Source organism: Caldivirga maquilingensis IC-167 (assembly GCF_000018305.1).
GTDB lineage: Archaea > Thermoproteota > Thermoprotei > Thermoproteales > Thermocladiaceae > Caldivirga > Caldivirga maquilingensis.
Genome location: NC_009954.1, coordinates 1,690,042 through 1,705,589 on the forward strand (window position 1 = coordinate 1,690,042; position 15,548 = coordinate 1,705,589).

General features: G+C 44.0%; 10 protein-coding genes. 3 read left to right on the forward strand and 7 right to left on the reverse strand.

Translation table 11 applies throughout. From position 1 onward, the window contains the following. Nucleotides 1-207: 207 nt before the first annotated feature. Complete coding sequence (locus CMAQ_RS08325) at nt 208-1,584, reverse strand: MFS transporter (protein WP_012186660.1); 1,377 nt, start codon at nt 1,582-1,584, stop codon at nt 208-210. 572 nt (nt 1,585-2,156) lie between these two features. On the opposite strand from CMAQ_RS08325, the gene CMAQ_RS08330 reads away from it, so the two are divergent. Continuing rightward, nucleotides 2,157-3,521 carry an MFS transporter gene (locus CMAQ_RS08330; protein WP_012186661.1) on the forward strand — a complete coding sequence of 455 codons (1,365 nt, stop codon included), beginning with the start codon at nt 2,157-2,159 and terminating at the stop codon, nt 3,519-3,521. Nucleotides 3,522-3,732: 211 nt separating this feature from the next. On the opposite strand, the gene CMAQ_RS08335 is transcribed toward CMAQ_RS08330, so the two are convergent. After that, nucleotides 3,733-5,199 (reverse strand): DUF2139 domain-containing protein, encoded by a 1,467-nt coding sequence (locus tag CMAQ_RS08335; protein ID WP_012186662.1) that lies wholly within the window; start codon nt 5,197-5,199, stop codon nt 3,733-3,735. Between the two features lie 132 nt (nt 5,200-5,331). Here CMAQ_RS08335 and CMAQ_RS08340 point away from each other — a divergent pair, with 132 nt between their 5' ends. After that, on the forward strand, nt 5,332-6,198 hold the full coding sequence (locus CMAQ_RS08340; protein WP_048062774.1) for a GH12 family glycosyl hydrolase domain-containing protein: 867 nt from the start codon (nt 5,332-5,334) through the stop codon (nt 6,196-6,198). Here the strand turns inward: CMAQ_RS08340 and CMAQ_RS08345 are convergent. From CMAQ_RS08345 to CMAQ_RS08360, 4 genes are all read right to left on the reverse strand, one after another. Continuing rightward, a complete protein-coding gene (locus CMAQ_RS08345) occupies nt 6,195-7,457 on the reverse strand; it encodes a hypothetical protein (protein ID WP_012186664.1) in 1,263 nt (420 codons plus the stop codon). The two genes, CMAQ_RS08340 and CMAQ_RS08345, sit on opposite strands and share 4 nt — an antisense overlap. A 60-nt stretch (nt 7,458-7,517) precedes the next feature. Continuing rightward, complete coding sequence (gene add / locus CMAQ_RS08350; RefSeq protein WP_012186665.1) at nt 7,518-8,564, reverse strand: adenosine deaminase; 1,047 nt, start codon at nt 8,562-8,564, stop codon at nt 7,518-7,520. A 66-nt stretch (nt 8,565-8,630) separates the two neighbouring features. Continuing rightward, nucleotides 8,631-10,046, reverse strand: coding sequence for an IMP dehydrogenase (locus tag CMAQ_RS08355; protein WP_048062775.1), 1,416 nt, complete (start codon nt 10,044-10,046; stop codon nt 8,631-8,633). 558 nt (nt 10,047-10,604) lie between these two features. Next, complete coding sequence (locus CMAQ_RS08360; protein WP_012186667.1) at nt 10,605-11,366, reverse strand: FAD-dependent thymidylate synthase; 762 nt, start codon at nt 11,364-11,366, stop codon at nt 10,605-10,607. A 137-nt stretch (nt 11,367-11,503) separates the two neighbouring features. Between CMAQ_RS08360 and CMAQ_RS08365 the strand changes: the two genes are divergently transcribed. Then, the gene (locus tag CMAQ_RS08365) at nt 11,504-13,372 is read left to right on the forward strand and encodes a glycoside hydrolase family 15 protein (protein WP_012186668.1); all 1,869 of its coding nucleotides are present in this window, start codon (nt 11,504-11,506) and stop codon (nt 13,370-13,372) included. 184 nt (nt 13,373-13,556) lie between these two features. Here the strand turns inward: CMAQ_RS08365 and malA are convergent, their stop codons facing one another. Beyond that, entirely contained in the window at nt 13,557-15,527 is a 1,971-nt protein-coding gene (gene malA / locus CMAQ_RS08370) for an alpha-glucosidase MalA (RefSeq protein ID WP_012186670.1), read from the reverse strand. Nucleotides 15,528-15,548 lie beyond the last annotated feature (21 nt).

Sequence of the window (15,548 nt, forward strand, 5' to 3'; positions counted from 1 at the left end):
TCAGGGCCACTCCGGTAACGGGTGGCCTTAGGAAACTCTCCAGGCACACGGGTCTCCCTGGGGTTAATTCACCCAGGGGGACTTAGGCCTGTACTGGGTCAATGAGCTCCGTGCGGCGAGACCCAGGTTGGGCTCCAGGTGGATGCCGACAGAAGGGGAGTTATACTGCACCATGGCCACTGGGAGGCTAATTGCGTTGAATTAAAGCTACTGTGAAGCAACCTCACCTGAGGATAATTCAAGCGGCTTACCCTTGGGTTCCTTTATGAGGAGTGTGAAGGCTATGCCTACAATAGCCATTACAGCCAGGAGAAGCAGTAGCCTTGACATTATTGCATACTTAGCCACAGTGCCCACGTTACTGGTTATTGGGAAGTATATTGGTATTAGTAATGCCGCTAATGCCGCACCAAGCTTACCACTGCCTGCGGCTATGCCGTGGCCTGTTGACCTGAATCTAGTGGGGAAAACCTCAGTTGGGGTTATGAATGTGGTTACGTTTGGACCCACGTTGGTGAAGAATTGGGCCAACCCGTAGAGGGCCAGTATGATTGTCGGCATTATTAACTCATTCCTCAGCATTAGTGCTGTAATCAAGTAAACCACCGCCACTATTGAGAAGCCCATTATCTGCATACTCCTCCTACCAATCTTATCCACTAGAAACGCCGCCACATAGTAGCCTGGCACTAGGAAGGCTAACGCCGCGTATAATTGAATATAAATACTGGAGAGCGGGCTACCTGCAAGACCCATTGCAGTAACCACGAAGGGCCCGAAGATGTTTATACCGTAGAAGAATACGTCAAGTGCGAACCAGGGTACTGCAGTACCTAGGATTACTGGAATATACTTCACTAGGTTAATCCTCTCCACATTACCTCTACCATCAATGTTAACGTCCTGCATGAGCACATCCCTCATGGCCTTCCTAGCACCCTCAACATCACCCTTAACGAAGTACTCGAACCTAGGCGTTTCATGAACCCTACGCCTAAAGTAAATCACAAGAGCCGGAGCAACTGCACCAAAACCCAGTATTATCCTCCAGGCCACATCAGGGTTAACGTTAGCGTGGAGGAGGCCAAGCCCTATTAGGGCGGCTGCCACAATACCCCAGCCCTGCATTGAGAATACACCTGCTACGAATAATCCACGGCTCTTAGCCGGTGCGTATTCACTCATTAATGTTGCACTTATCGGGTAATCACCACCCACCCCGAGGCCAAGTATAAATCTCGTAATCCACAGCATTGTTGGGTTAACTGATAATGCTGATACCATTGAGCCGGCAGCCAGTAAAGCTGCCTCAACACCATACACGTATTTTCGACCAAAAACATCACCAATCCTACCGAAGATGAAGGGGCCTATTACGGCACCAAAGAGTGCAGCCGATGATATTAGGCTCACGTCAGAGGCTGATAAAGACCAGACCTGCTTCAGGAAGACTAAGGCTATTGATATTGCGAATAAATCATAAGCATCAGCAAAGAAGCCGGCGCCAGAAATGAGTAGGATTCTTATATGACCGGGTGTTGGCCTTGACCAATCAAGTGGCTCAAATGGTGTTTTACTATACATTAAGCGTCATGCAGTTGAAGCTTTATAGGTGTTTCGCTTGTAAAATACCTACAATATTTATCAATATATAATATATATTGAAGCACATAAGTGACCAGGACCCAGTGAAAGCAGCACTAATCATGACCTTCCCTTAAACACATTGACTAAGGATTAATAATCCCGTAGACTCCATGACTCCTTAATTAAGCTCCCTCAGCACTTCATTTAATTCCCCACCTTCCTTTCCTTAATCCAGGGTTAAAATACTAAACACCTGCGTTGATTTAACAATAGTTACTCACCGTTAGGTGCCCTGCCTCTAATACACCAAGATCAGACTCATTATAACTGATTAACTTGAACGCACCATTCACACTACCATACTTAACATTAGAACCAGTTGAAAATACCAACAATGTAAACTCATCAAGCGGGCTCCCACCAGGCAGCAATTCATCTAGTATCCAACTTGTTAGGTGAAAATTTCACTTTTAAAGGTGTGTATAGATTAAAAATACTTAAAAGAGAACCTAACTTGTTAAGTATTTTTTTGAAGCAATACTTATAAATAATATATGATATCTTAGATTATGTCAGCTCCATCTGATATAATAAGGAGGTTTGATGAAGCTAGGTTGACGATGGCTCACTATAGGTGGACTATATTGGCTGCAATGGGTGACTTCCTTGATTCTGGTGCTATTGTTGCTGGGGCTGTTTCAACAATATATTGGATCAGTGTGTTTCACTTAACATCAATACTACTTGGTATTATAGCTGCCTTCAGTCCCAATGCATTTGCAGCATTCGTTGGCGCCATTATTGCTGGTCCGCTTGGGGATAGGTATGGTAGGAAGACGATTTATATGTATGACCTATTAGCCTACTTCATTGGTGCTGTTATTATGGCTGCTGCCGTTAACTACGTAATGCTCCTCATTGGTTACATTATTGTTGGCATCGCGGTGGGGCTTGATGTACCCACATCCTGGTCCCTAATAGCTGAGTACGCACCAAGGCAGAGGAGGGGTTTCCTAATGGCATTCACCAACGTAATGTGGTACATTGGCCCAATAGTAATGCTACTCCTAGGCATAGCCTTCGAGCCTTATGGTGCATTAACCTTCAGGGTTGTTTTCGGTGTTTTAGCCGCTGTGGCAATAATAACTTGGGTGCTTAGAAGGGGGTTAATCGAGTCACCGAGGTGGGGGTTGGTTACAGGTAAGACTAATGTAGTGGAGTCAGCGTTAAAGCAGCTTGGTGAACAAGCCCCACAGGCTAATGCTCAACAGCAGACTCAGCAAGCTCAATATAAGTATAAGTGGAGTGACATATTTAAGTATAAGAAGGGGTTAGCCTTCATAATACCAATATATATTTTCTGGGGTGTGCCAGCAGGTACCTTCGGCTTCTTCCTACCGTTCTTCTTCAAGGATATTGGCTTCACTACAACTACAATGGCCTATGTAGGCCAAATATTATGGTTCATAACTGCAATAATAGGTGTTGTTGCAGTCTACATGCAGTTATCCGATAGGTTGAATAGGAATGTCATGTATGCTGTCGCTGCAGCATTATGCGCATTATCCTTCGCACTACCAATATTCCTACCCTTCAGCATACTCTGGGTAGCATTATTCAATGTTATTGGCTTCGGCTTTGGGCACGGTATGTGGCTTTGGCCGCAGACTAGGGTTTGGTCCACTGAATTATTCCCCACTGAGGTTAGGAATAGTGCCCAGGGATTCGCATGGTCATGGATGAGGTTCGCCTTAGGCGTATGGAGCCTATTTGTACCAACCATAATAAGTGTAATAGGTTATAGGGCAATTGCCGCAGTGGCTACATCACTCTTCATACTCAATATTATAATAGGTTACCTATATGGCCCAAGATCACAGGGTAAGAGCCTTGAGGAGGTTTTAAGAGACTTCTACGGCGGTAAAATACCTTAAGAACATTCATTACACCTTAAATCCTCCTTAAACCCATTATTCCCCCTTCCTTAATTAAAAATTAGTAGTGTATTAATGTGGAGAATTCAATGACTTTAAGTAAATATAGGTATGAAGGCGTAAGATGCATACCTTCGTACATATTACTGGTATTTCAAGCTGGGGTTGCTTTAATTCACGTATCCTATGGTTTCATGCGTTAGTTAATGGGTTAGGGTTCTAAGGCGACTTCAGCTAGTACGTTCTCTACGTTTTCATCGAACTTGAATGCAACTATGTCATAGTAGTTGCTTAAATCAACCCTATTCCACCCACTGTTTAACTGGATTGAATCCTCAATGAGTCTACCTAATAATGTGTACTCAACCACCCTCAACTTAACCTGCCTTGGGACGTGAATCCTAAGCACCTTCCCTGTGAAGCCCTTTAACGGTATTCCACCAAACCACCCCGCTATGCAGGATTCCGGTGAATACGGGCCATCATGCATCATTATTCTCACTGGTGTCCATGGTTTAGTGAATAATTCCTTAACCGGTATTGAGAATAATCCACCGTTACCGGACCTGTACGTGTATATGTCCGTGTGGTTGGCGTACGTGGCGCCCACGTATAGGTAATTGCCATCATGGGTTAATCCGAATATTGAGCCTACTGATGAGAGTATCTGGGGAACCGGTGTATCTACTCTAAGTAGCATACCGAATGTTGTCCTGGCTGAAATCTCCCTAAGACCCTCAGCTGGGTTAACTGGTAGTATTGGGGTACCCATTATGTAGACCTTCTGCGACCTTAAACCAGGCACGTAGCTCGGCCTCTCTGATTCAGGACTCTTAACCTCTAGGAATGGGTAGAGCGTGTACGTGTCCTTAACAGGGTCAATGTATATTAATGCACCACCGTAGAAGGCTATTAACCTATTCTGAACCTGAACCACCTGCCCACCCTCACGCTTAATCTGAATACTCCTACCAGGCTCCAGGGCGAAGTTGAATGATTCAATAATCCTCCCCTCGCCGCTTGAAGTATTGTAGACTACTATTGCTGAATTCTCGTAGTGAACTGGGTTATAGACTGTTGCGTATATCTTATCATCCTTAAGCTCCATCTTATAAATACTCCTCCCCTTAACCAGGTACTCGGCGACCCTTGTGGATAAGCCAATCCTCCATAAGCCTAATTCAGCATGACCATCAGCCCTGGTGAAGTATATTGAGTTATCATGCTCATCATAAAGTAGGTCAGTGACTTCACCGTACCAGTGATTAGGCGGGATATTGTCATCCCACTTCCTAGCCCACAGGACCTCAACCCTATCATTCTCATCAATTGAGTGAATGTGACTATACTTATTCCTCATGTCCTGATACCTAAGAAGCCTCTCAGCACCCTTAACCTCAAGCATCCCTGGCGGTGTCTTAACCCAACCACCGAAGAATAGTAAATCCCTGGACCATGTTAAGGCGGCATGCGTATCCCCACCAACCCTCGGTGGCCTACCAAGCCTCTCATAACCGTACACCAGTTTACCATTGGAGTAGACCTTAGCCACATGCCCATCATGGACGATTAATGCCCCAGACTGCGGGTGAAAGCCTAGGTAAAGTGACCTGAATTGATTATGCCCCAGGGCAACCTCATCATGATCTATGAAACCCCTTAGAAGTAAATTAACCATGTTAACGCAGTGGTTACGTGGAATTTATAAGTATTAAATAATGAGTAGAGACTATTGAATGATGCTAATCACTACGTCACCACGCCTTAATGCACGTTTCATTTTTAAGCATACAGAGTACTATGGTTTACTATGGGTAAGACCATGTTGAAACTAATACCCCTGGTTAATGGTAATTACAAGCTAATACAATGGGAGCCATTAGGTGGAGTACATGGTGCTGATATTGAGTGTATTCACGTGACTCCCAATGTATGGAATATTGATAAATCATCCGTGGGTACGGTGCAGATTGAGTATGAGCCACAGGTTGGTTGCTTGAGATTCAGTATTGACTTCCCTAGGATAAGCATAAGGCATAATGTAGGTGTTGCAGCGTATTCCGAGGTCATTTATGGTCATAAACCATGGGGTCCAACAACATGCATGGATCCTCAATTCAAATTCCCAATCAAGGTTAATGAATCCAAGGGACTTTACTCATACGTTAACTACAATGTTAAATCCCGCTCACCGGACGACTCCATATTCAACATAGCCTACGACCTTTGGTTAACCACAAGCCCTAACTTAACCAATGGACCCCAGCCTGGTGACGTGGAGGTTATGATTTGGTTATACTACCATGGCCAGAGACCTGCCGGTAGGCTTATTGGGGAGTTGAGAATGCCCATTACCCTAGGGGACAGTGAGGCTGCTAGGGATTTTGAAGTATGGGTTGCGGATACGGGTATTGGTATTGGGGAATGGGCAGTGGTCACCTTTAGGATTAAGGACCCAATCAAAGGAGGCTTAATTGGCGTTAATTTAATTAATTACATTGAATCAGCCTTCAAGACCCTTGAGGAGCTTAACCCAGTGAAGTGGAGGTATGGGGATTTACTGAACAAGTACCTGAATGGTATTGAATTCGGTTCGGAATTCGGCAATGTATCCTCAGGCATGATTAAGCTTAACTGGGAGTTATGTGGTTTAAGCCTGGTGAAGGATTCATCCTAGGCCTTTATACCGTAAAGCTCCAGCTGATTACTGTAAAGCATTGCCTCAGCAATCTCAATGGCTAGGTCGCTGCTTAAGTAACCTGCCTTAACTGCATCATCTAGTGTTAAGGCTAAGACGTGTTTAATCAACTTCACTTTACCGTAAACCCAATCAGCGACATACGCATCACTGAAGAATCCACCAATCTTAGTGTATGGGAGCATTTGAAGCCTAATCCTAATGTAACTTGATATAACATCATGGTACATTGAGTACCACCAGTAGCCGTTTAGGTATATGTTCGGGTAGTTCTTAGCCGCAACGGTGGCTGCGTGGTTAAGTAATGGTTCAGTTATTATTAAGTCGAATTTAACATTAGGGTACTCTGAGGCTAGGAGCATCACTTGCATTAACTGCTGCTGATTGAAGAGGGTTACTGCGTAATCAGGTGGTGATGCACCCGGTACAGGTCTCTTGGCTCCAAGCATCACTTGAACAACCAAGCCATTCTCCCCAGCATTATCCAGAATCCTCCTAAGCAGGTACGACGCCACCAAATCCCTCCCACTTGGATTAACCACACCACCCTTGGTTAAGGTTCCTAAGTACGGTTGAATCTGGCTGCCTGACGGTTTAAGGGTTATGAATGATTCATCAGGCTGAAGGTTAAGTGTCACGGCAACTACATGACCCTTAAACCTCTTAAACAACCTGGCTAAGGCCTCATCTATGTCGTTTGGGTTACTGATGCTTATGCCGTAGGTTTTACTTAGCTTGTTAATGGATTGTGGATTAATGTCAGGTAGTAGTGGGTCGAGTCTAAGGGCTCCCGTGAATAATGATTCATCGTACTCGGGTAGTGGTTCAAGTGGATTCAGTGTTAATACTGATTTCCTAACCCTTGATGAATCCCTAATAACCTTAACAGCCCTATCCTCATTACCCTTAACTGACTCAATGGCCTTAACAACATCATTAACATTACCCTCATTAATCCCACTAACCCTCAACCCATATAAATCATTCAGTATCCTCATTAAACCCCAATGCGTAGCAGTATTCCTAATACGCCTAAAGTAAGGTATTATTGGCTTCAATTCATTAAAACCCTTAACCTCACCAAACCCCAATGGAGCACCAGCTGAACGCAACTCAGTGACAATGTAGTGGTAAAGCAATACATCCTGGAAACCACTGGGTGATAGTGACCTTGGGTTTAAGTGATTATGAACATCCGCAACCGGAGACTCCTCAACAACATCCTGAACACTAACCATAAAAACACCCCAAACACAGCATTAATAAAAAACCACTCTAACCTATCCGATAACACTTACTTAACCCATGAGACTGTCTAAACTATTAATTGACGTTAAGTTAACCAATTCCCTAAGCAACCTATCCTTATCACTGTCTTTGAGGAATGATGCCCTTATTGAGTTTTCAGCCAGCTTAACCATGTCAATGAGCCTTAAGCCCTGCCCTTCATACACAGCGATGTAATTATCAAGTATGTAACCACCGAAGTACGCTGGGTCATCTGAATTAATCGTCACCGCTATGCCTGCATCCAGCGCCCTCTTCACCGGTACATCTAATATGCTGTTGAAGTACTTAATCCTAAGGGTGGTTAATGGACACATATTCACTGGTATGCCCTTCTCCGCAATAAGCTTAATCAGTGATTCATCCTCAAAGGCATGGTAACCGTGGTCAATCCTCCTAGCATTAAGCACATTGATGGCTTCCCAAACATACTCAGCTGGGGCCTCCTCACCAGCATGGGCCACTGGTATTAGGCCATTATCCACAGCAATCCTATAGGCATTCCTGAACTTGGATGGTGGATTACCGTACTCCTTAGAGTCTAGGCAAATACCAATGATCCACCCATCACCAACCCCACCCCTATACTTCAAAGCTTCCTGAAGCACACTAATACCATCATCCTCAGGTAGATCCCTTAGTAGGCACATTATGTAGTCAATGGACATTCTAAGATTCTCCATGGCCCATGCTGCGGCGTCGTGAAGACCTAGGATAACATCACTTAGGTTAACACCCCTCCTCAAGTGGGCCTGTGGATCAAAGAATACCTCAGCCCTCCTAACCCCATCCTGGTGAGCCCTCTTGAAGTACGCCAACGCAAGATCCCTGAAGTCATCCCTATCAACCAACACGCTCATACCACTGTAGTATATGTTTAAGAAGCTTTGAAGATCATTGAACCTGTACGCATTCCTAATTCCACCCACGCTTCGATACGGTATCTTCACCCCATTCTCCTCAGCCTTACTCATGATCATTTCAGGCTCCAGTGTACCCTCAATGTGAACATGAAGCTCAGCCTTCGGCATTACCCTGAGGAAATCAACAATACCCATATTGACATGCTTAATTAATATTTTTAAATTTTCCCGTTACGTATTCAAAATTATTATATTAATCAACTATATGTTTAAGACAAGGTCATGCGGCTCAACCTCACCCCTACCTGACTCGGTCACAATCATGAACCTGCCCTTAACCCTTGCCTCAGCGGTATTAGATGCACCAATGTAGCCTAAGGCTGCCTGGATCCCACCCACGAACTCCCTCACTATGTTGGCTAAGTCACCCCTATAGGGTACTAGGCCTTCAACACCCTCCTCAATATTCTTAACCTTGGGTGCGTACCTATCCATGGCGAACCTCCTTGCCCTAGCACCCTCACTGGCCATGCCCCTATAGTACTTGTACAGCCTATTACCAACCCTTATTATTGGGCTCGGGGACTCCGTGGCCTGCGCAAACACCCTACCCATCATTGCGGCCCATGCCCCAGCAGCCATGGCCTTAACCACATCACCAGGCTCCCTAATACCCCCATCAGCTATAATCGGTGTACTGCCTAAACCATAATCAAGTGCCGCATCAGCCACTTGGGCAACAGCCCATAATGTTGGTGCAGCGACACCGGTAACAACCCCTGTACTGCATATTGAACCACTGGCTATTCCAACCCTGAATCCACCAATTGGGTCAACCCTGGTTATTGCATCAACGGCGCCATCATAGGTGCCTAGGTTACCCACAATCACGTCCACTGGGGTTTCCTTAACCAACTTAGCTAATGCGGTTAAGGCATTTTCATTATCCACATGGGCCACGTCTACGACCAGGAAGTCTGCGTATTTGCTTACTTTAACCGCCCTCTCCACATCAAATGGGGATACTGCGGCACCAACAATAAGCCTCCCCTCACCATCAGTGGCTGGTTTAAAGGGTGGTTTATAGTTTAAGTCATAGTATGAGGCGATGCCGATGAATACATTATCCTTATCCACTAAGGCCACGGTATCCGTACCATTCTCCCTCATTATTTTAACCAACTCATCACCACTAGACCCCACTGGAGCCATTACTGGCTTCTCAGCTAGCTCAATCAACCTACCACCAGTCAATAACCTGGACCTCCTAATATACCCAATCACCCTACCCTCGTCAACAATGGGTAGGGTATCGAGGTTAAGCCTCCTTAACTCAGCCATAGCCTCCTCACTGCTCATTAATGGATTCAGTGAAAATGGGATTACTGGGTATGGTGAAGCATCCTTAACAGCCTTAACGGCGTTAACCTCATCGTTAATAGTCATGTTCCTGTGAATAACACCTACACCACCCAGCCTGGCTAGGGCTATGGCTAATGCATCCTCCGTCACAGTATCCATTGGTGATGAAACCAATGGTATGTTTATTGAAACACTTCTAGACACCTTGGTCGATGTATCAATGCTTATTGGATCCAGGGTAGCCTTACCTGGCAATAGAACTACGTCATTAAATGTTACCGCTAATCCCTTGATAGGAATCTTCTCCCTAAACATTATCCCCCATCCATAGTACCCCTTATAAACATATTGAGTTACTTCACATTCTAATCCCATTTCTTTCTAATCCCTCTTGGGATTTTCCATTCCCCTACTCCATAACAACCGTGAGGGGTTTGATTAATCTTTCTAATCCCTCTTGGGATTTTCTTAATTATTAAGTCTTTATCCTTAATTTTTTAATTCGAATTCCCTTTCTAATCCCTCTTGGGATTTTCTGGATTGATTTAAGCGGTAACGGTTACAATGCAGTATTCGTCTTTCTAATCCCTTTTGGGATTTTCTGAGCTATCAGCTTTTTTAGGTTTTTTAAGTTTTTCTTCATGGTTTGCTTTGTTTATCATTGGCACAACCATTCCGCTATTCCTCACCCCCACATTCCTGTGCTGATGGTGGAATGAAGCCCCCTAATGGTTGTGCTAATTGAAAGAAATGAAGAATGATAATGAAACTGTGCCGATGGTAATATATAGAATATATATTTGACTCAATGAAGGGAGATAAGAACCATGAATAAGGATGAACGCTGTAATAGCATAGGATTTAGGCTTGAATTTACTCGCTCATTAATCTTCTTAGTTCATTTGGAATCTGAATACCCCATTCTTCAAAGGCTGAATATACGCTTATATACCTTGGATCGCTGGAGCCGTATTTCTTCCTCAATTCCTCAATGTAATTGGGATTCACCATTCTTTTAGCGTAGCCGATGTTATAGTCTGGGTGGAGTCTGGGTAAGTTATCCCAAGTCCACTTGGCGGTGATTGGGAATTTATCCAGTATGCTGTTGAACATGAGCCAGGCTATTAGGCGTAGTTCACTGTATGCTCCTAGGCCAGTCCTGAGGGGTAGGAAGTTTATGAGGAATTCACGCATATTCATGCTAACCCAAATCCTCTGGGCTAGTGCATTGGGTAGTATTAACCTGGCGTAATCAATATCAGTACTGTTTAGTAATTCACTATACGTCTTAATTAAGCCCTCCAGGATTGGGGTGAGTTTATTAATGAGGCTTGGTGGAATTATGAACCTTAAGTTACCTGGCCGTGAGTAATCCACGAACCTGGTGGATTCCTGCCAGTACGACGCTAACCTATGCCTAACAAGCTCATGTGTACAAGCCCTAGAACACTCAATAAGCCACTGGGCGCCAAGGAACTCAAGCACATTATGATGCCCATACTTCAGGAGGAGGTTAATCCTCCTCTCAAGGGCCATTTTATTACCATGCCTATACAGGATATTGGGCATTTCAGCAATATCGGTTTCACTACCCCATGTTCTAATTAATTGAACTGAAGGCTTAATCAACTGCATCAACTACTATTTCCCCACCGCTTATATAAAGTAATCACGGGAATTCTAAGGTATTTTTTCCCATTAATAAAATAATATTAAGTAGGCTTGAGTATTCTTGGAGAAACTTTAAATACGCATTACTATGAATTAAAGACATGAGGTTAAGCGGCATAGTTGTAGTAATGGTAGTATTGGTGGTATTAATAATTGGTTTAGGCGTTGTGTTAACTCACGTTAAGAGTCATGGCGCTGTGGCAGGTGGTTTAAACCTAGGTAACTGCACCTTCCCCAGTATAATTAACCCAACGCTTCCATATAATACACCACCCTCAGCCTCATATCTACTACTCAGTAATTGGGTTAACATGAGTGCCTTAATATCCACTGGGTTCCCTATTTTCGGATTAAGTCAAAGCGGTGGGTTGGTTACAATGCCAACATCATTGAGGTGGCTTTTAATTAAGGGGATTGGGCTAGTTAACGTAAGCCTATACGTTGAGAACCTGGGTAGTATTCGCAACGCCTACCTCACGTTAAATAACTCTATTGTTATAAAGGGTACTAATGGGTGGGTTGAATTCACCATGCCCCCATACACTAACGCTGTTTTAATTACTCAAAATTCAACGGTGCCGTTGAGTTACGTTATTGAGGCTATAGGTAATTATAGTTATGGGCCAATTAAGGATGGTGTGGTTATTATTGGTGAACCAAACATAACCGTTTACTCACCTGGCTCCTCATTCAGTGTCAGCGTAATGTATAAGTCGATTCAAGTCACAGTGAAGGCTAGTGGATTCAGTTACATTGAGTTAATGATTAATAATCACCCTGATCCTCCCCAGTACTTACTTAGTATTAATAATGAGGAGGTTGAGTCATGGCTCATGAAGTCAAGGAAACCGAACCTAAGTGGTTGCCTACTTAATGAATACTACTTAAGCCTACTCCTGATTAAGGATTCCCAAAGCCCAATAACCGGTGGCTTCGCTGCATCGCCTGAACCAATTTACCTATACACCTGGGTTAGGGACTCCTCCTTCGCCGCCATGGCTCTTCAGGAGTCAGGACATTATAATTCAGCAGCGGAGTACTGGCTTTGGATGGCTAAGGCTCAGAATAATTCAGGGGCTTGGTTCACTAGGTATAGTTTCTTTAACGGGAACCCTGACTACGGGTACGGTATACCTGAATACGATAGTGTCGGGTTGTTTCAAATAGGGGTTTACCAGTACTACGAGTTGACTCATAATGAATCCTTCATAAATGAGGTAATCCCTGCGGTGAATAAGTCACTGAACTGGGAGTATAGGGTGATTAATAATACTGGACTCATACCCCAGGACTTAAGCATATGGGAGGACCTATACGCCTACAATTTCTGGACCCAGGGAGTGGACTTGGATGGGTTAGTGGCGTCGTATAGACTCTACAGTGAGTTAGGGTATGATGCATCATGGATACTGGCTATGATTAATGAATTGAATAATACGATTCAACACGATTTTTACCTTGATGGATGCTACGTTAGGGCACTGGAGCCGAGTGAGGTTTACTACCAGGGTAAGACTCAGATTACTTTAGTACCAACCAGTGTAATCTATGATTCATCAGTAATACTTCCCATTGACCTCGGGTTACTAAACCCCTCAAGCAGTAGGGCGGTTAATGCCGTTGACTGCGTTATTAGTAATTTATGGAATAGTAAGGTGGGTGGTTTAGCTAGGTATACTGGTGATATTTACCATTACGCAGCCTACCTCTACGACAGTAGCGGAGAGGAGCCACCCTGGGTTATAACCACTCTCTTCCTAGCCCTATACTATGAGGAGTTGGGGAATTACACAGCATCCTTAAATTTAATGAATTGGGCAATCAACCACACTGAATACGGTCTACTACCTGAGGCCATTGACCCCAATTACGGTAACCCACTTCCATCAACGTCCCCATTAGTTTGGTCGGCCGCAATGTACGTTATAACGGCGCTTAATTATAATCAAACCAACGTAAACCACGGCTAATCAATACTTGGGGCAAATGTTAAGTGAATGTAAGTTAACGTTTTCACTGAGCCATAGTTGAAGTAATAGTCACAGGTACTGCGTCCACTGCGGTTTAGTTAAGAGGATCTCTGTGATGTAATTATCATTAGTAAATACAGGTTGAAGCACGGTATCCTTATGATAATTATGCAGTAATAGTAATTTAAGTAAGCTTAATCTCACTGCACTTACCATTACCGTATACTATTGCCTTACTATACCCTGGAGCCCTCAGTACTGATTCATTACGCTCAATTACCCTCCCGTCACGTAGCCTAATGCTTCCATTACCGTAGATTCTTAAATCATGAGTAGCGGGTATTATTGAATTCTCCCTAATGAATAATGGGAATTCCCTACTACTCTCAATCCACACCGGCCCCTTATACTCCTCGCAACTCCACCAATCAGTCCAATTACCCTTAGGTAGGTAAACCCTCCTTGATTCACCATATATCTGAGGCGCATAGAGTAAGCTGCTGCCAACCATGTATTCATCAATAATGTGGTATGCGTCTTCATCATCCTGGAAATGGTATACTAATGGTCTAATTAATGGGTGCCCAGTCTCATGAGCCTCACTGGCTAGGGCTAGTAGATATGGCATAAGGCTCCTCCTTAACTCAATAACCCTCTTAACTGCATTAGCGTAATCACTCCTAAGCATGTAAGGTTCCCTATCTGGATTACTGCTTGTATGAACCCTGAAGAGTGGGAAGAATAAGGCAGCCCTATAATACTTCACAAGTAATTCGCCTTGATCTGAATAAGGCCTATACCTTCTTGAATCACCCCTACCTATGAATCCACCTATATCGCATCCGAAGAATGGTACACCTGATAGGCTCATTGATTCCATTAACTGCAGTTGAAGTAACACGTCATCCTGCGATGGAGTGTTGTCGGCTGACCAGAGGAAGGCGTACTTCTGAATACCTGCGTAGCCGGCCCTGGATAATATGAATGGTTTATCGTGCCCAGCCCTCTTAAGGCCTTCGTACGTTGCCATTGCTTGGAAGTATGGGTACGCATTCCTAGCTAACTCATGCCTAATCCTCCTACCATCATCAAGCCTATGTAACGTACCCCTATCAATAGACCACTCCCTCTCCTTAACGTAGTCTGTTGGTTCATTCATGTCTAGCCAAATACCATCAACACCATACTCCCTAACCCAACGCTCAATGAGGCTAGCCCACCACTCCCTAGCCTCCTTATTAAAGAAGTCTGGGAAAACAACGGTACCAGGCCATCCTCTACCGGTGTATAATTCACCATTGGGTGTTTCGCAGTATTTCCCTAGGCCACTTATGAATACTTCATAATTCTGATCAAGCTTAACCCAGTGATCAATAATAGTAACTAGCCTAACACCCCTATCGTGAAGATTCTCTGTTAATTGCCTTGGATTAGGGAACTTAACTCTATCCCACGTGAATGTTTTACTGGAATCCATGTACTGTAGGTCAAGGTATACTGCGGCTGGTTTAGCACTGAATTTATCGTACTCATCAATAATCCTAATAACCATGTCCTGGGGCTCGTAGCCGCAGCATCTTGATATTTGGTAGTCAAGGGCCCAGTCAGGTGGGTCAAGGGGCTTACCTGTTATGCTGGTGTAGTTCTCAATAACCCTCTCTATACTGGGTCCCTTAATTAAGTATAATTCAACATCATTATGGGGAATGAGTACGGTAACCTCATCATACTTAGTTAAGCCAGTATCAATTATTAACTCCGCTGGTGAATTTACGAAGAGGCCTACGGCTTCACCATTCCTAACACTTATGAGGAATGGTATTGATGCGTAGAGTGGGTCACTGTACCAGTTATATGGGGCTGGGGCTGAGGCGTCAAGATTCCACATCCTAACCCTAATCCTCCTCCTATCAAGTTCAAAGGCCTTCTCACCAAGCCCGAGTACATGCTCCCTGAGGTCAAGGTCCTTACTTACAATTAACCTACCACCCTCCTCTCTAATCCTTATTAAGTGGTCGAGAAGCCTAATCTCATGACTTAACCCCTCATATTCATTAATAATTCTCTCAGCCTTATATTCAAAGTTAACTATGGGTCTTGGTTCATTAATTAATATTCTGAATGCTGACTCATTCTCCTCAATAATAATCCTCATGCGCCTCTTAGGCTATGTACA

Coding starts and splice junctions, on each gene's coding strand:
- CMAQ_RS08365 (WP_012186668.1), top strand. CDS start 11,504: ATGAGGTTAAGCGGCATAGTTGTAGTAATGGTAGTATTGGTGGTATTA.
- malA (WP_012186670.1), bottom strand. CDS start 15,527: ATGAGGATTATTATTGAGGAGAATGAGTCAGCATTCAGAATATTAATT.
- CMAQ_RS08355 (WP_048062775.1), bottom strand. CDS start 10,046: ATGTTTAGGGAGAAGATTCCTATCAAGGGATTAGCGGTAACATTTAAT.
- CMAQ_RS08360 (WP_012186667.1), bottom strand. CDS start 11,366: ATGCAGTTGATTAAGCCTTCAGTTCAATTAATTAGAACATGGGGTAGT.
- add (WP_012186665.1), bottom strand. CDS start 8,564: ATGGGTATTGTTGATTTCCTCAGGGTAATGCCGAAGGCTGAGCTTCAT.
- CMAQ_RS08340 (WP_048062774.1), top strand. CDS start 5,332: ATGGGTAAGACCATGTTGAAACTAATACCCCTGGTTAATGGTAATTAC.
- CMAQ_RS08330 (WP_012186661.1), top strand. CDS start 2,157: ATGTCAGCTCCATCTGATATAATAAGGAGGTTTGATGAAGCTAGGTTG.
- CMAQ_RS08335 (WP_012186662.1), bottom strand. CDS start 5,199: ATGGTTAATTTACTTCTAAGGGGTTTCATAGATCATGATGAGGTTGCC.
- CMAQ_RS08325 (WP_012186660.1), bottom strand. CDS start 1,584: ATGTATAGTAAAACACCATTTGAGCCACTTGATTGGTCAAGGCCAACA.
- CMAQ_RS08345 (WP_012186664.1), bottom strand. CDS start 7,457: ATGGTTAGTGTTCAGGATGTTGTTGAGGAGTCTCCGGTTGCGGATGTT.